24 protein-coding genes and 2 pseudogenes are annotated in these 26,543 nt (G+C 43.8%); 13 read left to right on the top strand and 13 right to left on the bottom strand.

Features of this window, described 5'->3' with window-relative positions; translation table 11 throughout:
• Window positions 1-12: 12 nt before the first annotated feature.
• From secB to rsgA, 4 genes are all read right to left on the bottom strand, one after another.
• A complete protein-coding gene (gene secB / locus F897_RS00490) occupies window positions 13-471 on the bottom strand; it encodes a protein-export chaperone SecB (RefSeq protein WP_004782070.1) in 459 nt (152 codons plus the stop codon).
• Between the two features lie 35 nt (window positions 472-506).
• On the bottom strand, window positions 507-761 hold the full coding sequence (grxC, locus tag F897_RS00485) for a glutaredoxin 3 (RefSeq protein WP_004782071.1): 255 nt from the start codon (window positions 759-761) through the stop codon (window positions 507-509).
• Between the two features lie 21 nt (window positions 762-782).
• Window positions 783-1,190: a rhodanese-like domain-containing protein gene (locus F897_RS00480; protein ID WP_005232169.1), complete on the bottom strand. Its 408-nt coding sequence runs from the start codon at window positions 1,188-1,190 to the stop codon at window positions 783-785.
• A 93-nt stretch (window positions 1,191-1,283) separates the two neighbouring features.
• The gene (rsgA, locus tag F897_RS00475; protein WP_005232167.1) at window positions 1,284-2,342 is read right to left on the bottom strand and encodes a ribosome small subunit-dependent GTPase A; all 1,059 of its coding nucleotides are present in this window, start codon (window positions 2,340-2,342) and stop codon (window positions 1,284-1,286) included.
• A gap of 124 nt (window positions 2,343-2,466) precedes the next feature.
• Here rsgA and orn point away from each other — a divergent pair, with 124 nt between their 5' ends.
• On the top strand, window positions 2,467-3,021 hold the full coding sequence (orn, locus tag F897_RS00470; protein WP_004782074.1) for an oligoribonuclease: 555 nt from the start codon (window positions 2,467-2,469) through the stop codon (window positions 3,019-3,021).
• Window positions 3,022-3,055: 34 nt separating this feature from the next.
• Here the strand turns inward: orn and F897_RS00465 are convergent, their stop codons facing one another.
• The gene (locus tag F897_RS00465) at window positions 3,056-3,304 is read right to left on the bottom strand and encodes a hypothetical protein (RefSeq protein WP_005232166.1); all 249 of its coding nucleotides are present in this window, start codon (window positions 3,302-3,304) and stop codon (window positions 3,056-3,058) included.
• A gap of 198 nt (window positions 3,305-3,502) precedes the next feature.
• Between F897_RS00465 and F897_RS00460 the strand changes: the two genes are divergently transcribed.
• On the top strand, window positions 3,503-4,273 hold the full coding sequence (locus tag F897_RS00460) for a tRNA threonylcarbamoyladenosine dehydratase (RefSeq protein ID WP_005232164.1): 771 nt from the start codon (window positions 3,503-3,505) through the stop codon (window positions 4,271-4,273).
• Between the two features lie 104 nt (window positions 4,274-4,377).
• Window positions 4,378-6,192 (top strand): tetratricopeptide repeat protein, encoded by a 1,815-nt coding sequence (locus F897_RS00455; RefSeq protein ID WP_005232162.1) that lies wholly within the window; start codon window positions 4,378-4,380, stop codon window positions 6,190-6,192.
• A gap of 55 nt (window positions 6,193-6,247) precedes the next feature.
• Here the strand turns inward: F897_RS00455 and F897_RS00450 are convergent, their stop codons facing one another.
• From F897_RS00450 to F897_RS00440, 4 genes and pseudogenes are all read right to left on the bottom strand, one after another.
• Window positions 6,248-7,660 (bottom strand): efflux transporter outer membrane subunit, encoded by a 1,413-nt coding sequence (locus tag F897_RS00450; protein WP_005232159.1) that lies wholly within the window; start codon window positions 7,658-7,660, stop codon window positions 6,248-6,250.
• 10 nt (window positions 7,661-7,670) lie between these two features.
• Entirely contained in the window at window positions 7,671-9,647 is a 1,977-nt protein-coding gene (locus tag F897_RS00445) for a MacB family efflux pump subunit (RefSeq protein ID WP_005232157.1), read from the bottom strand.
• 2 nt (window positions 9,648-9,649) lie between these two features.
• A pseudogene (locus tag F897_RS18245) lies at window positions 9,650-9,919 on the bottom strand (permuted SH3 domain-containing protein); the annotation flags it as partial.
• Between the two features lie 84 nt (window positions 9,920-10,003).
• A pseudogene (locus F897_RS00440) lies at window positions 10,004-11,005 on the bottom strand (efflux RND transporter periplasmic adaptor subunit); the annotation flags it as partial.
• Window positions 11,006-11,448: 443 nt separating this feature from the next.
• On the opposite strand from F897_RS00440, the gene F897_RS00435 reads away from it, so the two are divergent.
• Window positions 11,449-11,838: a bacteriohemerythrin gene (locus F897_RS00435; protein ID WP_224214010.1), complete on the top strand. Its 390-nt coding sequence runs from the start codon at window positions 11,449-11,451 to the stop codon at window positions 11,836-11,838.
• Here F897_RS00435 and holA read toward each other — a convergent pair.
• From holA to F897_RS00415, 4 genes are all read right to left on the bottom strand, one after another.
• Window positions 11,835-12,833, bottom strand: coding sequence for a DNA polymerase III subunit delta (gene holA, locus F897_RS00430; protein WP_005232151.1), 999 nt, complete (start codon window positions 12,831-12,833; stop codon window positions 11,835-11,837). The two genes, F897_RS00435 and holA, sit on opposite strands and share 4 nt — an antisense overlap.
• 9 nt (window positions 12,834-12,842) lie before the next feature.
• Window positions 12,843-13,376, bottom strand: coding sequence for an LPS-assembly lipoprotein LptE (locus F897_RS00425; RefSeq protein WP_005232148.1), 534 nt, complete (start codon window positions 13,374-13,376; stop codon window positions 12,843-12,845).
• 283 nt (window positions 13,377-13,659) lie between these two features.
• On the bottom strand, window positions 13,660-16,281 hold the full coding sequence (gene leuS / locus F897_RS00420; RefSeq protein WP_005232146.1) for a leucine--tRNA ligase: 2,622 nt from the start codon (window positions 16,279-16,281) through the stop codon (window positions 13,660-13,662).
• Between the two features lie 120 nt (window positions 16,282-16,401).
• Window positions 16,402-16,752 (bottom strand): DUF4124 domain-containing protein, encoded by a 351-nt coding sequence (locus tag F897_RS00415; RefSeq protein ID WP_005232144.1) that lies wholly within the window; start codon window positions 16,750-16,752, stop codon window positions 16,402-16,404.
• A gap of 682 nt (window positions 16,753-17,434) precedes the next feature.
• On the opposite strand from F897_RS00415, the gene F897_RS00410 reads away from it, so the two are divergent.
• The 9 genes from F897_RS00410 (at window position 17,435) to F897_RS00370 (ending at window position 26,521) form a co-directional block, all read left to right on the top strand.
• Entirely contained in the window at window positions 17,435-19,162 is a 1,728-nt protein-coding gene (locus F897_RS00410) for an acetolactate synthase 3 large subunit (protein WP_034580267.1), read from the top strand.
• Window positions 19,159-19,650: an acetolactate synthase small subunit gene (gene ilvN / locus F897_RS00405; RefSeq protein WP_004782091.1), complete on the top strand. Its 492-nt coding sequence runs from the start codon at window positions 19,159-19,161 to the stop codon at window positions 19,648-19,650. The genes F897_RS00410 and ilvN overlap by 4 nt, the downstream gene beginning before the upstream one ends.
• Window positions 19,651-19,757: 107 nt before the next feature.
• Complete coding sequence (ilvC, locus tag F897_RS00400) at window positions 19,758-20,774, top strand: ketol-acid reductoisomerase (RefSeq protein ID WP_005232140.1); 1,017 nt, start codon at window positions 19,758-19,760, stop codon at window positions 20,772-20,774.
• A gap of 1,417 nt (window positions 20,775-22,191) precedes the next feature.
• Window positions 22,192-22,743 (top strand): phosphatase PAP2 family protein, encoded by a 552-nt coding sequence (locus F897_RS00395; protein WP_004782094.1) that lies wholly within the window; start codon window positions 22,192-22,194, stop codon window positions 22,741-22,743.
• 88 nt (window positions 22,744-22,831) lie between these two features.
• Entirely contained in the window at window positions 22,832-23,032 is a 201-nt protein-coding gene (gene iscX / locus F897_RS00390; RefSeq protein WP_005232138.1) for a Fe-S cluster assembly protein IscX, read from the top strand.
• A 109-nt stretch (window positions 23,033-23,141) separates the two neighbouring features.
• Complete coding sequence (gene ndk / locus F897_RS00385; protein ID WP_004782097.1) at window positions 23,142-23,573, top strand: nucleoside-diphosphate kinase; 432 nt, start codon at window positions 23,142-23,144, stop codon at window positions 23,571-23,573.
• A gap of 121 nt (window positions 23,574-23,694) precedes the next feature.
• The gene (gene rlmN, locus F897_RS00380) at window positions 23,695-24,930 is read left to right on the top strand and encodes a dual-specificity RNA methyltransferase RlmN (protein WP_005232136.1); all 1,236 of its coding nucleotides are present in this window, start codon (window positions 23,695-23,697) and stop codon (window positions 24,928-24,930) included.
• Between the two features lie 14 nt (window positions 24,931-24,944).
• Window positions 24,945-25,745 carry a type IV pilus biogenesis/stability protein PilW gene (pilW, locus tag F897_RS00375; RefSeq protein WP_005232134.1) on the top strand — a complete coding sequence of 267 codons (801 nt, stop codon included), beginning with the start codon at window positions 24,945-24,947 and terminating at the stop codon, window positions 25,743-25,745.
• Window positions 25,736-26,521, top strand: coding sequence for a helix-turn-helix domain-containing protein (locus F897_RS00370; protein ID WP_005232131.1), 786 nt, complete (start codon window positions 25,736-25,738; stop codon window positions 26,519-26,521). The genes pilW and F897_RS00370 overlap by 10 nt, the downstream gene beginning before the upstream one ends.
• The last annotated feature ends 22 nt before the right edge of the window (window positions 26,522-26,543 follow it).

The raw sequence follows: 26,543 nt of genomic DNA, 5'->3' as shown, positions 1-26,543 counted from the left end.
AAGATCAAGTGATTAAGCTTGACCTTCAACAGCAGCAGCTTGCGCACGTTGCATGTTCGCTTCAAATTCAGCATCGAAGTTGATTGGTGTAAGCAGTAATTGCGGGAAGCTGCCTTTAGTCACCATATCATTCACCGCTTCACGAAGGAACGGGAACAGGATGTTCGGGCAGTAAGCACCAAGAATGTATGGCAGACGCTCTTCTTCAACGCCATCAATCAGGAAAATCCCTGCTTGAGTCACGTCAACGATAAACGCTGTATCACCTTCATTGGTCGCTTGAACCACAACTTTTAAAGCCACTTCAAAATGAGTCGGATCAATTTTTTCTGCAGAAGAAGAAAGGTTGATGTTTAACTCAGGTTGCCATTGCTTGGTAAAAACTTGTGCCCCAGGAACTTCAAAAGAAATATCTTTAGTGTAAATACGCTCTAATGCCAATTGTGGTTGAGCTTGTTGTTCTTCACTCATTCTTTAATCCTTGATATGAGGTAGGTTTTAGTAGATTAAGCCAATAATTCGTCTAGTTTGCCTTCACGCTCTAGGGCATAAAGTTGATCAAAACCACCGATAAATTGTTCATTAATAAAAATCTGTGGCACGGTACGATGATTGGTGCGTTGCATCAATTCAAGACGTACTTCAGGGGCTTCATTGGATAAATTAATTTCTTTAAATGCAACACCTTTGCGCTCAAGGAGCTGTTTTGCACGGATACAATACGGACATACTGTCGTCGAATAGATAGTAACTTCAGCCATGATCAATCTCCTGTTCGCAGATTATTTGCTTTTCACCAAAGGTAAACCTTGAGCTTTCCAGTTTGTAATGCCGCCATCCAGACGGTAGGCATCTGCATGACCTACCTGTTGAAGCGCAGAACCTGCAACTTGCCCAAGATTACAAATGAACACCAACGGGCGATCAGATGCTTTTAACTCATCAACGTGTTTTGTAATTTGGCTATATGGAATGTTACGGCTACCACTAATGTGACCTTCACGGAAGTCTTTGGCATCACGTAAATCAATCAGCATGGCATTTTTTGCTTTAACTAAAATTCCCAGCGATTGCGGAGAGATTTTGCGACCATTACGTTGACCTTCGATGATGAAGAATACAACCACGAGTACCGCGAGTGTTCCAAACAAGAAGGGGTGATTCCCCATAAACTCGAACCAACGTTCCACAATTCACCTAATTACAATTTTAAAATTGCCAAGAGTATAGCTCATAAATATGGTGATCAAAATCACCGCTTCAAGGGCTAAGCCTTAAGAAAATTAATTTTTTTGCTGCGCTTCGTTAATTTCGTCAATTAAACGTAAATAGCTGTCTAGTCGGCGCGGCAAAATTTCCCCTGTCGAGGCTGCCTGACGTAAGGCACACTGCTTTTCATGTTTATGTGTGCAGTTACGGAACTGGCAGTGACCGAGCAGGTTTTCAATTTCCGGAAAACCGCTTTGGACTTTGTCCAAGGTCAGATGCCAGAGACCAAATTCACGGATTCCCGGTGAGTCGATGAGAGCAGCGTCATTACCAAAGGAAATCAGACGTGTGGAGGTCGTGGTATGTTGCCCCAGTGCTGAGTTTTCAGAAATGACATTGGTTTTCTGTGCAGCATCCGGAACGATCGCATTAATCAGCGTACTTTTACCCACACCAGACTGACCGACAAACGCTACAGTTTCCTCATTCAGACGAGCGGACAGTTCTGTCAGATCGCCATCGGACTGGGTTTGCATGACTTCATAACCCAAATCTTTATATTCTTTAAACAAATCCAGAATCGGATCATTTTCCTTAAGCAAATCTGATTTATTGAGCACTAAAAGTGCTGGAATCTCTGCATCTGCACAAGCCACCAGATAACGGTCAATCAAACCCGGGGCTGGCTCAGGCAATGGTGCAAACACAATCACAATCAGGGAAATATTGGCGGCAACCGGTTTAACCTTGTGGTAACGGTCAGGACGGGTCAGCAAAGAAGTGCGCGGATGAATCGCCGTAATAATGCCGAGTCCGGTATTTGGATCAGCCTGCCATCTGACTCGGTCGCCTGTTACCAGCAATTCCAGGTTGGTTCGGGTATGGCAGCGCCAGACACTACCCAGTTCAATCGGCTTCCAGAAGGGCTCAGGTTCGCCTTCAGCCACGACCGGTTTTTCAGGATGCTGTTCAGGTACGGACAAGGCCTGGACTTCAAGCTGGCGGCCATAATGCTGCACGACCAGCCCTTCCAGGTCTTGAGAGGTATCGATCTCTTCCTGACGCGTTTTATGCTGTTTTTGAATACGACGTTGTTGTTGTTCAGTTAAACGACGTTTACGTATTAAAGCCATTCAAATCCTAAAAAACCATGGGAGCGAGATGGCAAAAATAGCATGAAGCGGGGTGTCAGTTACAGCATCGACGTAATAAATTTGCTACTATAAATGTTTTATAGCCTAATAAGATTGCACATTTATGAGCAGCACCCCGGATAGCCGCCTGATTTGGATTGACCTGGAAATGACAGGTCTGGATACAGACAATGACCAGATTATTGAAGTTGCCACGATTGTAACGGACGATAACCTAAATATTCTTGCCGAAGGGCCCGTGCTAGCTGTGCATCAATCTGACCGTATCCTGAATGCGATGGACGAGTGGAATACTCGCCAGCATGGTCAGTCTGGCCTGATTGAGCGCGTACGCCGCAGTAAATTGACTGCTCAGGATGCAGAACGTGAAACCATTGAATTCCTGAAAAAATGGGTGAATCCAAAAGTATCGCCTATGTGTGGTAACTCGATCTGTCAGGATCGTCGCTTTCTGCACCGTTTAATGCCTGAACTGGAACAGTATTTCCATTACCGTAATCTGGACGTATCTTCAGTAAAAGAGTTGGCAAAACGCTGGCGTCCTGAAATCATGAGTGGCCTGAAGAAAAATGCTTCGCATCTAGCCATGGATGACATTCGTGATTCGATTGCTGAACTGAAATATTATCGTGAATATTTCTTCATTATGAATAAATAATCCGAACAGTGAAAAAGAGGCGAAAGCCTCTTTTTTATTTGCTCGCAGAAAGTTTCTTGCGATAAAAGTTTTCACTACTCTCAAACAGTACCCAGGTCAGAAGCACCAGAGCAAGATGGGTCTGGGTTTCATATTGATCCAAAATAATCAAGGCAAATAATCCCAAAGTCAGGATACGGATCATGATACTAAGATAATAGTTTTTCTGCTTTTTAAAGGTTAAACCGTAAAGATAGAGCAGGAACAGTAAAACCATCAGGGCAAAAAGGGCGTTAAATAGCATGCTGATCTGACTCCCTTTAAGGTAATCCTAATTGAAATATTGTGAAGTTTATTATGGTTGTAATTTGATCGATTTTACGTGTTTTAGCGATGGCGCAAGAAGGCTTTTTTGACTGATTTTGTATCTGGATTTTAGTGGCAGTAAAGTGCCCATGATTTTGCTAAAATACTCTGGTGTTTTTCTTGCTATTGATGACCTATGACTGATCTGCTTCAAGATGATGAGTATGACCGCCGCTTTGCGGGTGTAGCCAAAATTTATGGTGACGATAGCTTTCATCATTATGAAAACAGTCATGTGATGGTGATCGGAATTGGTGGTGTTGGTTCATGGGCAGTCGAAGCACTGGCACGTACCGGGATTGGCGAGCTCACACTGGTCGATATGGATGTGGTCGCAGCATCGAATATTAACCGTCAGTTACCAGCCATGACCGCAACACTGGGATGTGAAAAAATCGAGATCATGGCAGAACGCTGCCGCTCGATTAATCCTCGAATTAAAATCAATCTGATTGATGATTATCTGACGCCAGAAAATGTGAAAGAAATTCTGTCAGGAAATCCTGACATCATTCTGGACTGTATCGATGACGTCAAAGCAAAGTTTGCCTTGATGCTGCATTGCCGTTTTAACAAGATTCCATTGATTGTATCCGGTGGAGCAGGCGGTAAACTGGATCCGTTAAAAATCCGGGTAGCCGATTTATCCAGAACCGAACAGGATCCAATGCTTGCAAAATTACGTGCGCAATTACGTGCTAAAGGCATCTGTAAAAAGCCAAAAGAAAAATTTGGGATCACTTGCGTCTACTCTATCGATAATCCATTCTCGAGTGCAGATGTTTGTGCAAGCGCAGGCTTGCGCTGTGGTGGTTATGGTTCTGCAGTGGTAGTGACTTCTAGCTTCGCCATGGTTGCGGTATCGGAAGTATTGAAAAAGCTTGATAGCAAAAGACTGAAAGCCTAATTAAGTCAACAAAAAAAGCACACAATTTGTGCTTTTTTTTATGCTAAGTTTAAAATGAATTTTTATACATATAACAAAAACAATCTTTTGGTTTTGGAGCAGCTATGTGGTTTTTGCTAGTGCTGGTTTTGGGGATTGGGGCTTTAGCAATCTGGATGTGGAAACGTCCTGATCCGGTGAAACGTGATCAGGCCAAAGCCGTGCATCATGATCTATGGATTGAGCAGATTGATGCTCAATTGAAATATGCAACCCGTCTAAGTACGGATCCACATTATCCGGATTATGAACGCGCCTATCAAATTTATCAGGGGCTGGCCCAGCAGCAGGAATTGCCACAGGCTTATGTGGGTATGGCCTTGATGCATTTAAACGGACAGGGGCGTGAGCAGAGCACGGAAAAAGCGATTAGCTTTCTTGAAAAAGCTTATAGTTTAGGTGGGGAAGATGCAGCCTATCATTTAGGTCAGATCTATGATGGTCATCAATACCAATTAAATAATCCTGAAAAAGCCTTGTACTGGTATCGGTATGCGGTCGCGCGCGGTCATCTGGATGCGCAGTATCGCATCACTGAGCTGTCCGAATCTGATCATGACACTGCAGAACAGCAACGTCTGCAACTGTTAATTCGAAATGCCGAGCAGGGACATGCCAATTCACAGTATCAGTTAGCCCAATATTATTTGGCAGATGGTGCAGCGCAAGATTTAAGTTTGGGGATCCATTATCTGTTTCTGGCAGCACAGCAGGATCACTTGGCGGCCAATCAGGATATTGCCGAAGCCTATGCAAATGGCAAAATCTTGCCCAAAGATCAACAGCAGGCTTTGAGTTTCATTAAACGCTGTATTCATCTTGGTGATCAGAGTGGTTTATATGATTACTATGCTGGCGTGTTACTCGGCACTATTGATCCTGATCAACGTCAACGGGTGTTTCAGCATCTATTACAGCAGTCCAAAGAACATAAAGATGCACAGGCCAAAACTCTGATCGGTCTGGCCTATTTTCATGGTTGGTATGTGCAAAAAAATGAAACCATGGCATTTCGTTACTGGTCTGAAGCAGCACAAACTCAGCATCCTCAGGCCTTGAGTCTGATTGCCGCACTATATTTTGAATCCTATCTGGTCGCACATGAACCGGAGAAAGCATTTGAACTCTATCAACATGCCTTGCAAAGCGATCCTGGTCATCGATTTAGTCATATGGGTCGGGCACTCTGCTATTTAAACGGAGTGGGGGTAGCCAAAGATACGACTAAAGCTACCCAAATGATTCAGGCAATCGCACAGCAAGAGCAACTTGCAGCACAGTCTGAAGCTGATCTGATTTATATAGTGGGACGTTTTTATGGCTTGCCTGAATATCCACTACCGACACGAGAAAAAGCAATTCAATATTTGAATCAGGCGGTGGCGAAAGGTTCAAGTAAGGCTGCCTGGTATTTGTATCAGGCTTATAGTGATTTTTATCCAGTCTTTGCAGTGAATGAGGAACAGGCCAAACGTTATCTGCATCAGGCAGCTCAATTGGGAAATGCACAAGCACAGGCCGAATTGGGCATGATGCATTTAAAGGGCAAGAAGGTGGAGCAAGATACGGCTTTAGGACTGAAGTATCTGCAACAGGCTGCGAGCCAGCATAATGGTCTCGCACTAAATGCTTTAGGTGAAGCTTTGGAACAAGGAATTGGTATTGAAGCCAATTTGGATCAGGCAATCCAGTGCTATCGTAAAGCGGCTGCGCAGGTGAATGCCGATGCTTATAGTCATCTGGGGTGCTTATATACCAAAGGCATTGGTGTAGGACGTGATATTGCAATTGCCCGTCAATGGCTGGAAAAAGGCAGTCTGTTAGGACATGAGCCTTCTATTGAACAGCTCAACAATGTAAATGCTTATCTGCATATGTAAACTTCAAAAAAAGCCGCTGACTAACAGCGGTTTTTTATTGAGTTAAATGTATTGCTTAAGGCAGTTGCTTGATCGGGCTACCCCCCAAAGCTTGCATCAGGGTCACATAAGCATTGTATTGGCTTTGTCGGGTTTGCACCAAAGACAGACGGGCATTACGTGTAGTCTCTTGTGCATCCAGCAGATTTTTCAATGCCACTGCACCATTACGATAACGCACTTCAGTCAAACGTTCTGTACGTTCAGCCAGTTCAACATTACGTTGTTGTAACGCAACCTGTTTGGTGAGTTCAGTGCGATTAGACAGGGCATTCTCTACATCGGCAAAAGCTTCGTACATGGTCTGACGATACTGGATAATTGCCTTTTCGTATTCCAGTTCATTCACCTGTAAATCACGTTTCATATCATTCCATTGCAGGAATGGCAGGCTGAGTCCTGCGCCTAAGGTCGCCACCGGATTTTTAAGTGCATCTGACAATGATGAACTGGTGCCTACGCCAGTACTTAGGCTGCCAGTCAGGCTGATCGAAGGATAATAACTGGCCTTGTTGGCATCCTTGTTGGCCAAGGCTTTACGCAAACGCAGTTCAGTGGCTCTCAAGTCAGGACGGCGGGAGAGAAGGCTAGCAGGCAAGCCAGCTTCAATCGACGGTAAGGCAATATTCGGTAAACGTTGAGGTTCCTGAATCGAAAGCTGTTGCACAGGCATATTCATGAGTACTGCCAGTGCCGTACGTGTTTCCACACGCTGCTGTTCAATTTGGCTTAAGGTCGCTTGCTGGCTTTGAATGGCCTGTTCAGCTTGAGTCAGATCGAGACCAGACACTGCACCGGCACGATACTGGACATTGACCAGATCATACGTACGCTGTGCAGTCGCCAGGTTTTGTTGAACCACGCTATAACGTTCATTTAGATAACCCAGCTGCCAGTACAGTTGAGCAGTCGTACCAATCAGACTTTGTGCAGTCGCCTGTAAGTCCTCTTCAGATGCCAGGGCCTCCCAACGCGCTGCTTCAGTCTGATTGGCCAGTTTACCGAACAGATCCAGTTCATAGCTTAAGCCAGGGAAATTAACCCCAAAACCGGATGAACTGCTGCCATCTTCCAGATCAAAGCTTCTACGTGTGGTTAAACCAGCATCACTGATACGTACACCTTGCTGGCTTTGTGTCTGTCTGGCTTGAATACGGGCTTGCTGCAAATTGATCCCGGCCACGGCCAGATCACTATTGGCTGCCAGTACGTCATTCACCAGACTATTTAATTGGGGATCTTTAAATAGAGTCCACCATTGATCTGCGAGAATATCAGCATGAATTTGCTGACTTACAGCTTTACTGTTTTGAAAGTTATTAGGTACCTGTACAGCAGGTTGTTCATACGGCGTTTTCACCACGGCCGCACAGCCGACCAATGAACTCCCTAGAATCAGGGCACTGGCAAGTTTGGTAAGAGTATGCATATCAGATTCCTTATTCTCGAGAAAGTGCATCGACCGGATTCAAACGGGCTGCATTACGTGCCGGGATAAAGCCGAACACAATACCGATCAGACTTGAGCAGACAAAGGCCGCGACAATCGATGTGGTTGAGTATGCCATCTGGAAGGTTCCTTCAGCAAAATGGGTAATCAGCTGACCGATACCGAGTGACAGCAATACGCCTAAGATACCGCCCAGAATACAAACCAGAACAGCTTCAATCAGGAATTGCTGCAGAATGTCACTTTGGCGCGCACCGACCGCCATCCGTACCCCGATTTCTTGCGTACGTTCAGTCACCGAAACCAGCATAATGTTCATCACACCAATACCACCGACCACTAGGGAAATGACGGCGATAGCCGAAACCAGAAGCGTCATGGTCTGAGTGGTTTCTTGAATGGTTTCACGAATACTGTCGGAGTTTTGCGTAAACACATCTTGAGCACCATGGCGTTGTACCAATAGGCTTAAAATGGCATTTTCCGCAGCCGCACTTGGATATTCATCTTTAATACGCACAATGATACTGCGTACATTGGATTGTCCCAGCATACGGCTCATGACGGTTGAATAAGGCAAATACACATTCAGGCTGTCTGAGTTGCCCATCATGCTTTTTTGTTCTTCAATGACGCCAATCACCCGACTCGGTACACTACCCAATAGAATGACTTGACCGACAGGATTAGTGCCATCCGCAAAGAAAGTGTTTTTGGTATTGCTATCAATCACCACGTCCTGAGCTTGTTCGGTCACACTTTCTTTATCAAAGGGCTGACCTGACTCGAAGTTCATACCTTTGACATAGAAGAAGTCTTCACTGACACCGTTGACCGTGGTCGATGCTTCGATCTCTTTGAAGCGTCCGGTGACACTACTGTTGACCGATGGACTGACACCATCGACATAAGGTTGTTCCGATAGGGCAGTAGCATCATCAGGAATCAAGGTTTTCACTTGTGCAGTTCGGGAATTATCCCCAAAGCCCCGGCCTTGGAACACGGTAATGGTATTGGTCCCAAGACTGCTGATATTTTCCAGAATCTGCTTTTGTGAGCCATTACCGAGGGCAACGACTGAAACCACCGACGCGATCCCGATAATGATGCCGAGCATGGTCAGGAAGGTCCGCATCCGGTGTGCATTCATGGCCAATAAGGCCATACGGAAAGCTTCACCGAGACGGTCTACTGCAGAACGCCAGCTCGAGATTTTCTTTTGTTCATTTCGAACCAGATTTTCTTTCTCGAAACCATCATCAACTTCAGGCACATTCGGTTTGTCTGAAATGATATTCCCGTCTGAAATTTCGATAATGCGCGTGGCATTTTTAGCAACGTTATGATCATGGGTAACCAAAATAATGGTATGACCTTTGGCATTCAGTTCACGCAAAATGCGCATGACCTCAATACCACTGTTTTTGTCCAATGCCCCGGTGGGTTCATCGGCCAAGATCACATCACCACCATTCATTAAGGCACGAGCAATCGATACACGTTGTTGCTGACCACCAGACAGTTGGCTCGGACGGTTTTGGGTTTTGTCTCCCAGTCCTAGATCGGTCAGTAATTGCTTGGCACGAGCATTACGCTCGGTCGCATCGGCACCGGCATAAATTGCGGGTACTTCAACGTTGCCCGTAGCATTTAAATCACCCAATAAGTGATAGCGCTGGAAAATAAAGCCGAAATACTCACGACGCAATTGAGCTAATTCATCAGGCTCAAGCTCGCGGGTTTCACGTCCTTTAACTTTGTAGCTACCGTTGGTGGGTTTGTCCAAGCAACCTAAAATATTCATTAAGGTTGATTTACCTGAACCCGACTGACCTACGATTGCCACTAATTCACCGGGATAAATCTCAAGATTAATCCCTTTAAGAATCTGAACAGTGCTTTCACCGGCGGGGAATTCACGAGTCAGATTCTTAACCTCAAGTAGAGGTGTTTGATTTTGACTCATAATTACATTCTCATTGGGCCGCCAGCACCACCACGATTGCTGCGTTTAGCTGAATCATTTGAAGTATCTGAACCATCTGCAATCACCACTTTATCGCCTTGATTTAAGCCGCGGATGACTTGAGCTGTGACGCGGTTATTCAGACCAATTAATACAGGTTGAGGTTTTGCAGAACCATCTGCTTGTAATACACGAACCATCGATACAGTTGCTTTTCCTTGTTTAACCAAGGCTTTTTCTGCTTCAGTGAGTTCTAAGCGTTTAGGTCGATCCGTTTTATTTTCACCTTGTTTCGCATCAGCAGGAGCGGCAGCATTATTGGCTTGTGTTTTATCGCTATCGGGACTTTGTGCACGGCGCTGCGGACGGTTTGAGGTTTGCACCGCTGCGGCAGGAATAGTCAGCACATTTTTCGCTTCATCTAAAATGATGTAGACCTGAGCAGTCATATCAATACGTAATTTACCATCTTCATTCGGTACATCAAATAGGGCGTTGTAATACACCGCAGTACTTGATGATGAAGTCGATGTGCTGTTGCTTTCGGTATTGATCGAGTCCGGTGCAGGTTCAACTTGACGTAATGTTGCATAGTGTTTGGTTTCACTGTCACCTAAAGTGGTGAAGTAAACACTTTGACCTTCCTGAACTTTCATCACATCGGCTTCAGAAATTTCCGCTTTAATGGTCATGGTATCCAGCTGCGCCAGTTTCACAATCGTTGGTGCACTTTGATTGGCGTTTACAGTCTGACCTTCTTCAGTCACGATCGCTACAATGGTTCCGTCCATTGGCGCCACAATTTGGGTATAACCGAGATCTTCTTTCGCAGTGGCTAGAGTTAAACGTGACTGTTCGATCTGTGCATTAATCGCGGTGATATCTGCCTGAGCGGTTTTGTAGCTGGCTAATGCAGATTCTAGTTCTGAACGCGAGGTTGCATCTTGGGCATACATGGCTTGCTGACGCTTATACTCGGCTTCCACCTTAGCGAGGTTGGCCTGTTTCACGGCAAGCTGTGCCATCTGGTTTTTAATACTGGCTTCAGCAGTCTTTAAATCATTTTCCTGACGAACAGAGTCAATTCGGGCAATCAGTTGGCCTTGTTTGACCTGATCGCCAAGTTGCACATACATTTTTTTAACCTGACCCGAAACCTGGGCACCGACACTGACCATTTTGGTGGCTTCAAGTACACCAGTTGCCAGTACCGAATTTTCGATATCCCCTTGGGTCACTTCAGCTGTAATGTATTGTGGCTGCTGCTCTTTAGGTTTCAGAAAATACCAGGCAGTGGCTGCCACCAGGATGGCAATTACAATCGCCATAATGAGTTTCGTAGGTTTTATTTTTGGCATATGGATTCAGATTTGGGTCGTAGGATAACAGTTGATTATAAAAGCGAAATTAGGATAAAACGTGAATTTTTTTTATTTAAAATGAGAACTATTTTCCACTGCCTGGTTTAAAAAAACATATAAGATAAAACCTGATTTTATATAAGGGATTCATTGAACTACTCCTATTAAAATCATCTTTTTTAGATGAAATTTTATACGATTTAGTTATCTGAAAAATATTGATCATATGATTAATCAATTAAAACTTCATGGGAGTATAAAGTACGTCTTAGATAGACTACATGCAAAAACCTGGCCACTAAACTGCTGATAAAAATACGCCATAATGCTGCTAATGAGCGAAAAAATAATACGACTTTACTAAGAAAATTGATGAGGTTCATAGATGGAATGAAAGTTACAATATTGGAATTGAGGTGATTGATCATCAACATCGCTAGATTCTGGACTATATAAATGCTTTAGAGCAGGTCAAAAGTACCGGAGATCGCGATAAAATCAGGGAGGTTTTAGACGATTTAATCGACTATACCCAGTCACATTTCAGCTTTGAAGAAAACCTGCTGGAACAGGTGAGTTATCAATATTTGACTTCACATCGCGGTATACATGAATTATTTGTCAAAAAATTAAATGATTATCGCCTGAAGTTTGAGCAAGGTCAGTCCATTGAAAAAGATTTGCATTGTCTTCTGTCCAAATGGCTCATCAACCATATTCAGCACGATGATCAGGATTATGTCGAAGCAGTACGGGACAATATGTTGAGTTATCTGCGAACACAGGAAAAGAAAAAAGGCAAAGGCTGGTTCGCGCGTTTCTTTAGTTAGGCACTCGGGGATGTAAACAAGCTTTGACCACACATTTCAGCAATGGCCTGCAAGATCAGATGTTCAGGGTTCTCTCTGGACATCCCTTTGATTGCAGCGTCGATCCGGATCAAAAGCTGAGGCCAGCTTAAAAAGCGCTGTGGACTTAAACGACGCAAGGCTTGCTGATATAAGCTCACTTTAGTCTTCCAGATACCGATTTGTAAGGCATTTTGTGGCTGTTCAAATAATTGCATCAATAGACGCATTTCTTTGCTGATACTCCACAAAATCAGGCTCATTGGCTCGCCTGATGCAATCAGATACTGGAAAATCTTAATTGATTGCGCTAGATTCCCATTGAGCAGGGCATCACTCAGGTCATAGGTGTTGTAACGGGACTGGTCCTGCAAGCAGGCATACAGATGGTCAATCTGGATAATATCTACTTCAGCAAAGGTATCCGCCACTCGCATCAGGCTATTTTTGGCAGCTAGTAAATTGTGTTCATGATGCTGCTCTAACCATTGCCAGGCATCATTGGCCAGCTTAATTCCCAGTTTTTCCGCTTCAATCCCGAGGATCTGTTGACGATCTTTTGGGTAGTTCGCTACCAGTGATACATTCACGCCATTGGCATCAATGGTCTGGAAAAAGCTGGATTTCAGACTGCTGGAATCCTGCTTCGGCATGACCACCAACAGCAGGTTATCACTGTCCTGTTGCAGATAGTTTTTTAACAGTTTGAGACCGCTGGCATCAGGTTTGATATTGCCATGCACTTCAATTGCCAATTGGCTAGAAAATAATGACAGGCTGTTTAAAGCATTGAAGACATTTTTCCAGTCAGAGGCAGAGCTAATATCATAACGCTGGCGTTCAACTTCACGGCTTTGCCAGCTGCTACGAAAGGCATCTACCAGATTCTGTTCCAGCAAAGGTTCCTGACCATGCAACACCCAGGCACCGCGAGCTTCATTGACACGTTTTAATGCCTGGAGGTAATCAAGTTTCATTGGGTCGTCTTATTTGGCTGGTTGAGTCGAAGTTTCTGGTTTTGCCAATGGCAAACGATTCGATGAAATTTGACGGGCAATCTGCTGGGCCACATCATCAATCAGGACCTGATTTAAGAATTTTTGTTCCTGGTCATCCGTATTCACGGTTTCAATATCATATTGATAGGTACGGGTCGCGATTACTGTACGAGGTTCAGTCACCGGATTGCCTTGTGCATCTTCAATTCGGAAAGTAACATTCAGACGCAATAAGGTTTCTACCAGTTTGCCATTCAATTCTAGACGGCGAGGGGTGTAATCTAGGACACGTAAGACATAAGCATTAGGTGCATTACTCAGCTGTACTCCGGCAGCACCCAGATAAACGGCTAGTTTTTCCTGAAGATCTTCAGTATTGTCAGGCAAGGCCAGACTCATGACTGAGTAAGCTACAGGTGCGGAACTCGGATTGGTTCCTTTTAAATGAAAGCCACAGCCAACGAGGCCTGCACTTAGACCACAAGTTAAAACAATTGCTGCTAAACGTTTGCCTAAATGCATGAGTATCCTCTTTTTCCCTCAGGGAAATATTTGAAATCCTGAACCGGATTGTAAAGTCAAAGCCCGTTGGCTGGCAACGGGCTTTGTTTGGAATTGTGAAATCCTTTCCCTCATCCAAACCTTCTTCCAAAGGGAGAAGGAATTTCCCTCTCCTACAAGGAGATGGTTAAGGATAGGTTAAATTTAATCCCTCCCGACCTCCCTTTAAAAAAGGGAGGAGACTTCATTTTTTATTTGAAGTGGGAAGTCCCTCTTTTGCAAAGGGGGATTTAGGGGGATTAAATTAAACCACCAAGTTCACTAGCTTATTCGGCACCACAATTTCTTTCTTGGTTGGACCAGTCAGGAATTGTTGAACTTCAGGCAAGGCTTTCGCTTGCGCAAGAATGTCATCTTTAGATGCATCCACAGACACTTCAAGTTTGCCACGAAGTTTACCGTTGACCTGAACCACGATGGTTTGGGTATTACGAGTCAATGCAGATTCATCCACTTGTGGGAACTGCGCTTGAGTTAACTCGATTCCAAACTGAGCCAATAAAGTCTGACTTAAATGTGGTGCAAATGGCGCAAGTAAAATTAAAAGCGTAGTGATCGATTCACGTGCTACAGCAACGTCATTATCATCTTTCGCTTCAAACTTGTTGTTCGCATTTAACAGTTCCATCATTGCTGCAATCGCAGTGTTGAATGCGTGACGACGTTCGATGTCATCACCCACTTTCTGAATGGTTTCGTGAGTCTTACGGCGTAAGTCTTGCGCAGCTGTAGAAAGAGCGGCTTTATCGAATTCAGTCGCAGTATTACCTTTTTCAAGGAAACCTGTTGCCAAACGCCATACACGTTTCAGGAAGCGGTTTGCACCTTCAACACCGGCATCAGACCATTCAAGTGATTGATCAGGTGGTGCAGCAAACATCATGAACACACGTGCAGTATCTGCGCCGTATTGGTCAATAATCGCTTGCGGGTCGATCCCGTTGTTTTTCGATTTCGACATCTTCTCTTGACCGCCAACGACAACGTCTTGACCATCTTCTTTGTATTTCGCAGAAGTGATACGACCTTTTTCGTCTTTTTCAAGCTCGATGTCCGCAGGGTTGAACCATGTTTTCTTACCTGATTCCGCTTCGCGGTAATACGTATCAGCAAGCACCATACCTTGGGTTAACAAGTTAGTGAACGGTTCGTTACCTTGTACCACACCTTCATCACGCATCAATTTGTGGAAGAAACGTGCATAAAGCAAATGTAGAATCGCGTGTTCAACACCACCGATGTATTGATTGACAGGAAGCCAGGTTTGACCCGCTTCAGGTTTCACCATGCCATCGGTAAAGTCTGGAGATGCATAACGTGCATAGTACCAAGAAGATTCTACGAATGTGTCTAGCGTGTCTGTTTCACGACGCGCATCGCCACCACAGCAAGGACAAGTGGTTTCGTAGAATTCAGGCATTTTGTTCAGTGGGTTACCTGAACCATCTGGAACCACGTCAGTTGGCAGTACAACAGGAAGCTGGTCTTCAGGCACTGGAACTTGACCACACGTGTCACAGTTGATCATTGGAATTGGACAACCCCAATAACGTTGACGAGAAACACCCCAGTCACGTAAACGGAATTGAACTTTCACGTTGGCAAGACCTTGTGGTTCTAGTTTTGCCAAGAAAGCATCAAATGCGCCTTGGAAATCTAAACCATCAAATTCACCTGAATTAACCAGTTTACCTTCTTTAGAACCGTACCATTCTTGCCATTGTTTTGCATCAAACTCGCTATCATCAGCACCTTTGGCATCAATCACTTGCTTGATGGTTAAGCCATATTTATTGGCAAATTCGAAGTCACGTTCATCGTGTGAAGGCACCGCCATCACCGCACCTGAACCATAAGACATCAATACATAGTTTGCAATCCAAACAGGAACTTCTTCACCTGTTACAGGGTGCTTTACAGAAAGACCTGTTGCCATGCCTTTCTTCTCGGCAGTCGCTAGATCCGCTTCTGCCACAGAACCCATACGGCATTCTTCAATGAATGCTTGAAGCTCAGGATTATTTTCTGCTGCTTTCAATGCCATTGGATGTTCTGCTGCAACTGCAACATAAGTTACACCCATTAAAGTGTCAGCACGTGTGGTGAATACTGTTAAACCATCTGCATAGATGTCTGGATTCGCTGAAGGGAAGGTAATGTCCATCCCTTGTGAGCGACCAATCCAGTTACGTTGCATGGTCAAGACTTGTTGTGGCCAACCGTCTTTGAGTGTGTCTAAGTCATCCAATAATTCTTGCGCATAGTCAGTAATGCGGAAGTAGTACATTGGGATATCACGTTTTTCAACCAATGCACCTGAACGCCAGCCGCGACCATTTTCAACCTGTTCATTGGCAAGAACGGTCTGGTCTACTGGGTCCCAGTTGACTGTAGAAAGTTTACGGTAGATCAGGCCTTTTTTATAAAGCTGAACGAATAGCCATTGTTCCCAGCGATAGTATTCTGGTGTGCAGGTTGCGAATTCACGATCCCAATCTACAGACAGGCCAAGTTTCTTCAACTGATTACGCATGTAATCAATATTTTCGAACGTCCATTTTGCAGGAGCGACCTGGTGTGCAATAGCAGCGTTTTCTGCAGGAAGACCGAAAGCATCCCAGCCCATTGGTTGTAATACAGTTTCACCTTTTAAACGGTGGAAACGACTGATTACATCACCAATAGTATAGTTACGCACATGACCCATATGCAGTTTGCCACTTGGGTAAGGGAACATCGAGAGGATATAACGACGTGGACCTTCTATAGTGTCGGCAACTTTAAAGGCTTTGCGAGATTCCCAGTCCTGTTGGACTTGAGGCTCAATCGCACTGGCTTGGTATTCTGAGTCAATGTGAGTAGTCATATACGTAATACAAGAGAACGGTTAAAAAATTATGAGGCACAGCATAGCGCAAAATGCACTTATAGTGAATTTTGCGGATGGGATTCTGCAGGAAAAATCTAAATTGACAGACGAGTATGATTAGAAAGCTACACGCTCAGACTGACCACGTTGTAAAGCTTCATTGGCTTCACGCTGTTGCTGCTCATTTTCAGAAACGACAGGCACAGGTGCAGATGAATTTGAGTTACCCGTTTCGGTCTGGTTCTCATTTTCGGTTGTTCTTGATGGTGTAGGCGCGGAATTGGTCCAGCCATAGGTTTCTACTTTGCTTTTGTGCTTGGCATTTTTAGGAGGCGGGGTTTTAGTGTAGTGAGTCACGCCTTTGGCATCTACCCATTTATAATATTCAATCGCTAAAGCAGAGCTGCTCGCTACACCTAAAACAAGCGTAGTAGCAAAATTTAATGCGGTCAGGAAAGATCTTTTCATCAGTAAAAGTCCTGAAAATTTCAAGCGGTTAAATAGAGTTTTTATTGTAGAGAGTTTTTTGCCATAAGATGATTTTTAATTCAATTAATTTTGTGATCAGTAGTGGTTTTATGTTTCAAGCTAATGCTAAAAAAGAGTAATTTTATATAAAAAGAAATTTATTTATAAACAGTTGCATTGAATTTCTTAAAAATTCATTCAATTTTTTTATATAAGACATATTAAAAATTTATAAAATTAAAGTTTTAAGTATATGAAATTTATTGATTTAAATTAAAATTTTAAAGCTAAAAACCACAGTTAAAGTCGAAATTGTCTGTAAAAGCAGCAAATTTTAGACGTATAAACAATAATAGCCTGTTTTTTAAACTTGACTTTACAGACTGAAAACACAAGAATGCTGCAGTAGTTTTATATGCCTTAGATCGATCACCCTTCGAACAAGTGTCATTTCATGCAGTGGGCGATTTCTCTAGCCGAGAAATTGAACAAAGCTAAGCAAAATATGTTTATCCCAACATGTTTTAGGTCTTGTATTGCTCGAACAGTAAAGAGACCAGATTTTTTTTCCTATTGCTATGAAAACTATGAAATTTATGTGCTATAACAGTGCAGACAGTTAATGAATGAACACTGCAAATGCCTCCCATTTGTGCAGTGAATAATATTAGGGTGAATCACGTTGGAACTTTTATCTGGTGGTGAAATGCTCGTTCGCGCATTAGCGGATGAAGGCGTTGAACATGTTTTTGGATATCCAGGCGGCGCAGTTCTACATATCTACGACGCGCTATTTCAACAAGACAAAATTAATCATTACCTCGTACGTCACGAACAGGCTGCCGGCCATATGGCAGATGCATACTCGCGCGTAACAGGTAAAACTGGTGTCGTGCTTGTGACATCAGGTCCGGGCGCAACCAATACCGTAACTCCAATTGCAACAGCTTATATGGATTCCATTCCAATGGTGATCCTGTCTGGTCAGGTTGCAAGCCATTTGATCGGTGAGGATGCGTTCCAAGAAACTGATATGGTCGGTATTTCTCGCCCAATCGTTAAGCACAGCTTCCAGGTTCGCCATGCCAGCGAAATTCCGGCAATTATCAAAAAAGCATTCTATATCGCGTCATCTGGCCGTCCAGGTCCGGTGGTTGTTGATATTCCTAAAGATGCAACTAACCCGGCAGAGAAATTTGCTTACGAATATCCTGAAAAAGTGAAGATGCGTTCGTATCAACCACCATATCGTGGTCACTCAGGTCAAATCCGTAAAGCGATTGATGAACTGATTCATGCGAAACGCCCAGTGATTTACTCAGGCGGCGGCGTGGTTCAGGGCAATGCTTCAGCACAATTAACTGAGCTTGCACATCTATTGGGTTACCCGGTTACCAATACCCTGATGGGCCTTGGTGCATTCCCGGGCGATGATCCACAATTCATCGGCATGTTGGGTATGCACGGAACTTACGAAGCCAACATGACCATGCACAATGCAGACGTGATTCTGTGTGTAGGCGCGCGTTTCGATGACCGTGTAACCAATAACCCGGCGAAATTCTGCCCGAATGCGAAAGTCATTCACATTGACATCGATCCGGCGACCATTTCTAAAACCATCATGGCGCACATTCCAATCGTGGGTGCAGTAGAACCTGTGCTGAACGAAATGCTGAACCAGTTGAAGCAAATGAATGTGTCCAAGCCAAATCCTGAAGCGATTGCGGCATGGTGGAAACAGATTGATGAATGGCGTCAGGTTCATGGCTTGAAGTTCGATGTACCGACTGATGGTTCGATGAAGCCTCAGCAAGTGGTTCGTGCTCTAGACAAAGTCACCAATGGCGAAGCGATCATTACCTCTGACGTTGGTCAGCATCAGATGTTCGGTGCATTGCATTATCGCTACAAGCGTCCTCGTCAATGGATCAACTCTGGTGGTCTAGGTACCATGGGTGTGGGTCTGCCATATGCAATGGCGGCTAAGCTTGCATTCCCAGATCAGCAAGTGGTTTGTATTACTGGTGAAGCGTCTATTCAGATGTGTATCCAGGAACTTTCTACCTGTAAGCAATATGGCTTGAACGTTAAAATTCTATGCCTGAACAACCGTGCCCTGGGTATGGTGAAACAGTGGCAAGACATGAACTACGAAGGCCGTCACTCTAGCTCTTATGTAGAGTCTTTACCTGACTTTGCAAAATTGATGGAAGCTTATGGTCATGTAGGTATTCAGATTGACCATGCAGACGAGCTTGAGTCTAAGCTTGAAGAAGCGATGGCGATCAATGACAAGTGCGTATTTATTAACGTAATGGTTGACCGTACAGAACACGTATATCCAATGCTGGTTGCGGGTCAATCGATGCAGGATATGTGGTTAGCAAAAGGGGAGCGCACGAAATGAGACATATTATCTCTGTACTCGTAGAAAACGAAGCAGGCGCGCTTTCTCGCTTGGTAGGTTTATTCTCACAACGCGGCTACAACATTGAAACATTGAACGTTGCGCCAACTGAAGACCCAACACTTTCACGTCTGACTTTGACGACTTATGGTGATGATCACAAGATCGAACAGATCACTAAGCAGCTGAACAAGCTGGTAGAAGTGGTTAAAGTGGTGGATCTGTCTGAAGGTGCGCATATTGAACGTGAATTGATGTTGATCAAAGTGAAAGCTTTAGGCGCAACCCGTGATGAAATCAAACGTACGACCGATATTTTCCGTGGTCAGGTGGTTGACGTAACGCCAACAACTTACACGATTCAAATCGCGGGTACGACTGAGAAAATCGACGGTTTTATTGATGCATTAGCGGAAAACACGATTCTGGAAGTGGTGCGTTCAGGCGTATCAGGTATCGCACGCGGCGAAAAAGTACTAACCATCTAAATTTTCTAAATTATTTCCTCATTCTAATAAGAAGGGGGCTTCAGGCAATGTGATCAAGGATCATTGCCTGATGAAACGGACACACAAGCATTTAAGCGGAGACAGCAATGCAAATTTTTTACGATAAAGACTGCGACTTATCTATTATCCAATCTAAGAAAGTAGCAATCATTGGTTACGGTTCACAAGGTCACGCACACGCGCTTAACCTTAAAGATTCTGGCGTTGACGTAACTGTTGGTCTACGCGCGAATTCTACTTCTTGGAAAAAAGCTGAAAACGCTGGTCTTAAAGTTGCTGAAGTTCCTGCTGCTGTAGCTCAAGCTGACGTAGTAATGATCTTGACTCCAGATGAGTTCCAAGCTCAACTTTACCGCGACGTGATCGAGCCAAACATCAAAGAAGGCGCGACTCTTGCATTTGCTCATGGTTTCTCTGTTCTTTATAACCAAGTTGTTCCACGTAAAGACCTAGATGTAATCATGGTTGCGCCTAAAGCTCCTGGTCACACTGTACGTTCTGAATACCAACGTGGTTCAGGTGTTCCTGACTTAATCGCGATCCACCAAGATGCTTCTGGTAATGCTCGTAATGTTGCGCTTTCTTACGCTTCAGGTGTAGGTGGCGGCCGTACTGGTATCATCGAAACTTCTTTCCGTGAAGAAACTGAAACTGACTTGTTCGGTGAGCAAGCAGTTCTTTGTGGTGGTGCTGTTGAACTGGTTAAAATGGGCTTCGAAACTCTGGTTGAAGCTGGTTATGCGCCTGAAATGGCTTACTTCGAATGTCTACACGAACTTAAACTGATCGTTGACTTGATGTTCGAAGGCGGTATCGCGGACATGAACTACTCAGTATCTAACAATGCTGAATACGGCGAATACGTAACTGGCGTTGAAGTAATCAACGAACAGTCTCGTGAAGCAATGCGTAATGCGCTTAAACGTATCCAATCTGGTGAATACGCGAAGATGTTCATCCAGGAAGGTGCGTTGAACTACCCATCTATGACTGCTCGTCGTCGTCAAAACGCTGCACACGGTATCGAACAAACTGGTGCTAAACTGCGTGCGATGATGCCTTGGATTCAAGCAAACAAAATCGTAGACAAAGAAAAGAACTAAGTTCTAATTTCTGAGTTACAAGGCCCTTGTTTTATAACAGGGGCTTTTTTATATCTTGTAAAAATGACTGACATCCTTAGTTAAAATTGTGTGTCTCAAAGAAAGGAAAGCAGTGGTTTTCATTCCTTGCGCTTCATTCAAAGCAATGCTTTGCTTCCTTGCACTTCGTACAAAACAGTGTTTTGTACTCGTTCATACCTTGGATTCAAGCAAACAAAATCATAGATAAAGAGAAAAACTAATTTCTTGAATCATTTGATTTGAATGCGAAAACCCACTCACTAGAGTGGGTTTTTATATAGTCAAATAATAATTTAAATAAATATAAGAAGATAAGATGAAAGATCGAACTGAATTTTTAATATGGAAAATCATATCTATGCTTGGACTGAAGTGGGAGTAGGTGATTAAGAGCTTGAGCAATGTGGAGTCGAATTTAAAAATACCGAAACTTTATAGCAACAAATCCAAACGATTATTTATCGTGATGTATTGGGGATTTAGCTGGTTTTCATTAAGTTTATTGTTAGCTGTCTTAATTCCAATTTTATGTTTATTGTTTGGAGTAGATTTGTTGCCTGACTGGGAATTTGAGGATAAAAGGTGATCTCAAAAAATAAATCATATCCCAAAATGGCAATTATTTTATAAGTTGAATCCATCGGCATGAATCAGGTATTTAATCGGTTATTAGTTGAGCAGAAGTATAGTAAAGAAATTGAAAAGGCAGATAGAACAGGCGTAAAGCATCAGCAAGTTTAATAATGTAAGAAATATTCAGCTCCCATAAATCAATTCATAAAACAGTCACACCTTAATTTCATACTTGATCAAAAGTATGGATAGTTATATCTCTTTAACTTTTAAATGCTTTGAAATAACCAAATTTTGAGTAAGAGCAAGGCAAGAAGCGGCTTCCAGATACATTTTCACCAAAGTCTTGGGCGCTATAACTGCACTATACTCGAAGCACATTCGATCCTTCTCAGGTTTTGTTAAAGGCTAGATAATTATTCTCAAAGAATGAATTGAATGTGGTAATTCAGACTTATTTCACTGAATACCAGTATAAATAAATTATCTATTAACAGTTCAGGGATAGGTCGGATTGAAAGCTTAGAAAATATAGTGCAGGAGGCGATGGCCAGCGGTGGAGCAATGATCGCTAATGATCATGGATGTACTTGTTTACAGCTGCAACATGATCGGAAAAGTTGGCTGAGTAGGTTGGGATAGTAGTAAGAATTCATCTGTTAGATGTTTGAATTAGGCGATTTATAACGATTACAGAAGGATGCAGGTATTAAGAAACTAAAAAAGGTGAATAGCGATTATCTCATGCGTCAATTTGAACAAGCTCTATTTTTCAGTCGTACAAAACCTGAAATGCAGGGCATAAAACAATAAGAGCTCTACAATGAAATTTCAGAATGCAAAATTAAAGTTTTTAGAAATTGATTTAAAAGGCTGTATTTATCTTAATCATTTTTCACATTCAGAACGCATTGCGGCTTTTTTTAAAATCATTAGCCGGTTGGGCAATGGCGTATTCTGGTATTTGATGCTCATTGCCGTCTGGCTGATTCAGGGTCTGATGTATACCTTACAGATTGTTTATCTGGTGTTTGGCAGTATGGTTGGGACCCTGATTTATAAACTCTTAAAAACCAAAACAGTACGGCCACGTCCTTACCAGGTGCATCAGGTGATTCGGCTTTGTGAGCATCCGCTGGACCATTTTAGTTTTCCTTCGGGACATACCTTGCATGCGGTGATGGTCACAATCGTACTGGGTTATATCGTACCTTTCTTGCTGTTTTTAATGTTGCCATTTGCCATTCTGGTGGCGATCTCTCGAATGGTTTTAGGCTTGCATTATCCGAGTGATGTGGCGGTAGGAGCCATATTGGGCGCACTGGTAGCCACCATGATTGTATTTACGGCACCTTTTTTTAATATCATGTTGTAAAAAATTACGAGATGATCTGGCAAAGGCTCGCAGAAATTTGCAGATTTGCTAAAGTACTACATCACAGTAAATAGGCTTAGGAATAGACATGGGTTTACGTTGGACTGATACCCTCGATATCGCGATTGAATTGTATGAAGCGCATCCAGACGTGGATCCGCAATGGGTTCGCTTTACTGACCTGCATGCCTGGGTATGTGCACTTCCTGATTTTGAAGATGATCCAACCAAATCAACCGAAGGGCTTCTGGAAGCCATTCAAATGGCATGGATTGACGAAGCACGTTAATTGCCAATTGAAAAAAGCAATTTTTTTACAGTTTAAAGGCAGAAAAAAGTCCATTATTCGGTATAATGCGGCAAATTTTCATGTCAACAATTGACTTAAGGAGCCAATCATGGCTATTGAACGTACATTATCTATCGTAAAACCAGACGCAGTTGCTAAAAACCACATCGGTGACATCTTTGCTCGTTTCGAAAAAGCAGGTCTTAAAATCGTTGCGACTAAAATGAAACACCTGACTCAAGCTGAAGCTGAAGGCTTCTACGCTGAGCACAAAGAACGTGGTTTCTTCGGTGACCTAGTTGCATTCATGACTTCTGGTCCAGTTGTTGTTTCAGTTCTTGAAGGCGAAAACGCTGTTCTTGCTCACCGTGACATCCTTGGCGCGACTAACCCTAAAGAAGCTGCTCCTGGTACAATCCGTGCAGACTTCGCTGTAAGCATCGACGAAAACGCTGCTCACGGTTCTGACTCTGTAGCATCTGCTGACCGCGAAATTAACTACTTCTTCGCGCAAACTGAGATTGCTCCACGTACTCGTTAATACGCAGTATTCAAACCAGATAAGTGTTATTATACTTATCTGGTTTTTTTATTCTCTGAATAATTCTTTGCTCAGATATTGAGCTTCTCCTTTCATCTTTAGACATGGTTTAGGTATACACATGAGTACTGAAGTGGTCGCTACATCAGCAGTTTCTGATGCACAGCAACAATCTCCGTCCACTCCTGCACAGCAAAATTCTGTGGAAAAAGTGAACTTACTAGGCATGTCACGTCCGCAAATGGAAAAATTCTTCGAAGATATGGGCGAGAAGAAGTTCCGTGCCGGTCAGGTGATGAAATGGATTCATCAGTATTTCGTGACTGATTTTGCCGAGATGACCAATATCTCAGGCAAGCTGCGTGAAAAACTGGAAAAGATTTGTGAAATTAAAGCGCCAGAAGTGGTGCATAAAAACTATTCCAAAGACGGTACCCGTAAATGGGTATTCCGTGTCGGTGATGGTGACGGCTCTCTGGTTGAAACTGTCCTGATTCCGGCAGAAGACAAGACCGGCTCACGTAAGACCCTGTGTATTTCTTCACAAGTAGGCTGTGCCCTGGACTGTTCATTCTGTTCAACCGGTAAGCAAGGTTTCCAGCGTGACCTGACTCAAGCTGAAATCATCGGTCAGTTGTGGATGGCAAACTACTCCTATATGGAAGAAGTGCCTGTGGCTGAGCGTGAGCGTTCAGTGACCAACGTGGTGATGATGGGTATGGGCGAGCCATTGCTGAACTATGACGCTGTATTAAATTCTATGCGCATTATGCTGGACGATTTTGCTTATGGCATGTCTAAACGCCGCGTGACGCTTTCAACGTCTGGTGTCGTGCCGAAAATTGACCAGTTGGCACAAGATATTGATGTGGCTTTGGCGATCTCATTACACGCAACCAATGATGAACTGCGTAATGAACTGGTGCCAATCAACAAAAAATATCCGCTAGAGCAGCTTATTGCCGCTTGTCAGCGTTATATCACTAAAGATGGTAATGAAAGTGCGCGTAAGCACGTAACCATCGAATACGTAATGCTGGATGGCGTAAATGACAAGCCTGAACATGCCCAGCAGATGATCAAGCTGCTCAAAGATCTGCCAAGCAAGATTAACCTGATTCCATTTAACCCGTTCCCGCATGCGCCATATGGCCGTTCAAGCCGTAACCGGATTATTTCTTTCCAAAAAACTTTGTCTGATGCCGGTTTTGTGTGTACGATTCGTCAGACACGTGGTGATGATATCGACGCTGCGTGTGGACAACTGGTAGGACAAGTCGCTGACCGTACCCGTCGTGCGGAACAGTGGAAAAAGAAAATTGCGCAGTCCAACGAGATTATGCGCTCACAAGGATAACAAGAGGTCGCCAATTGAGTAATCTGACATCTAAACTTGCTTTGGTTTCAGTAGTATGTGGGTCTTTGGTTTTAACTGCGTGTCAAACGCCAGATCTGGGTCAGAAGGACCCGGAAAAAGCCACCAAGGTTCGTACTCAGTTGGCGGTTGAATATCTTAAAAACGGTGATCTGGATTCAGCTAAACGTGCGCTGGATCAGGCACTGGAAACTAATCCGCGTGATTCGCAAGCCAATATGATGATGGGCGTGCTGCTTCAGCAGGAAGGCAGCAAACCTAATCTTGAAAAGGCCGAAGGTTATTTCAAGCGTGCAATTTCGGCAGATCCCAAAAATGCCCAGGCACGAAATAACTACGGCACCTATTTATATCAGCTTGAGCGCTATAAAGATGCGATCGAGCAGTTCGAAATTGCCGGCGCAACTTTAGGTTATGACCAGCGATTTCGTGCCCTTGAAAATATGGGACGGATTTACCTGAAACAGGGTGATTTGGTGAATGCTGAAAAATCATTCAAACAGGCACTACAGGCTAATCGCGCTTCGTATATATCAATGTTAGAGTTGGCAGAAATTTTTTATCTGAACCAGCAGTTCCCGGCCGCGACTCAAATGTATGAACAGTTTGTACGTGGCGTGGGGCAGAAAAACCAGAGTGCCCGTGCGCTCTGGATTGGCATTCGCACTGCGCGTGCCAGTGGCGATCAGTTAGGCATGCAGGTATTGGTCAATCAATTACGTGCATTGTTCCCTGAAAGCCCGGAATACCAACGTTATTTGCAATTACAGTACAGTACTGAGGCCGTATGGAAGTAAATCCTAATTCAGATTCGAATAATTCGAGCGTAGCTCCAAACGCGTTAGGAAATGTTCAGCGTCCAGGTGAGTACTTACGCAAGATTCGTATTAATCAGCAACGTGAGCTTGAAGACATTGCCAAAGAACTCAATATTCCGGTAAAGACCCTGAATGCCTTGGAAAAGGATGATTATAAATCTTTGCCTGAAGCGACCTTTATCAAGGGCTATTACCGCACCTATGCCAAATATCTCGGTGTCGATGCTTCTAGCCTGATTCAGCGTTTTGATGAAATTTATGCCAATGATACCGGTATGGTTGCAACGCACGCCCTGAAAGATTCTCCAATCAAGATCATGGGTAAATTGCCAGGTTCAAAACGTGATCGTAACCGCAAATGGTTAAAGCGTGGCCTGATTGCACTGGTTATAGTACTGATCTTGGGTGCACTGGTCGCCATGATCCAGAACTGGTCAGAGAGCAGCGAGAATAGTGCCGAAGTTGCGGACACCTCTTCTGATGTCGAAATTTTAAATCTGGATGCCGGTGCTGCCATGTCCGGTGATCAGCTCAAGCTTGATTTTAGCCGTCCGACCTCTGTGCATATTGTAGATGCAGGTGGTAACGTGCTGGCCACTGGTCGTCAGGCGTCTACTATAGAGCTGAACGGTGAAGCGCCATTCCAGATCCGACTGGATGATGCGACAGCAGTATCACTCAGTTTAAATAATGAAAGTATTGCATTGTCACCTTATACGGTTAACGGAAAAGCAGATTTCCGTTTATCACGTTAATGGTGAGCAGATAGGGCGAAAT

Origin of the sequence: Acinetobacter variabilis, assembly GCF_000369625.1 — a bacterium.
Classification (GTDB): Bacteria; Pseudomonadota; Gammaproteobacteria; order Pseudomonadales; family Moraxellaceae; genus Acinetobacter; species Acinetobacter variabilis.
This window is presented reverse-complemented; position numbering and strand designations above follow the sequence as displayed.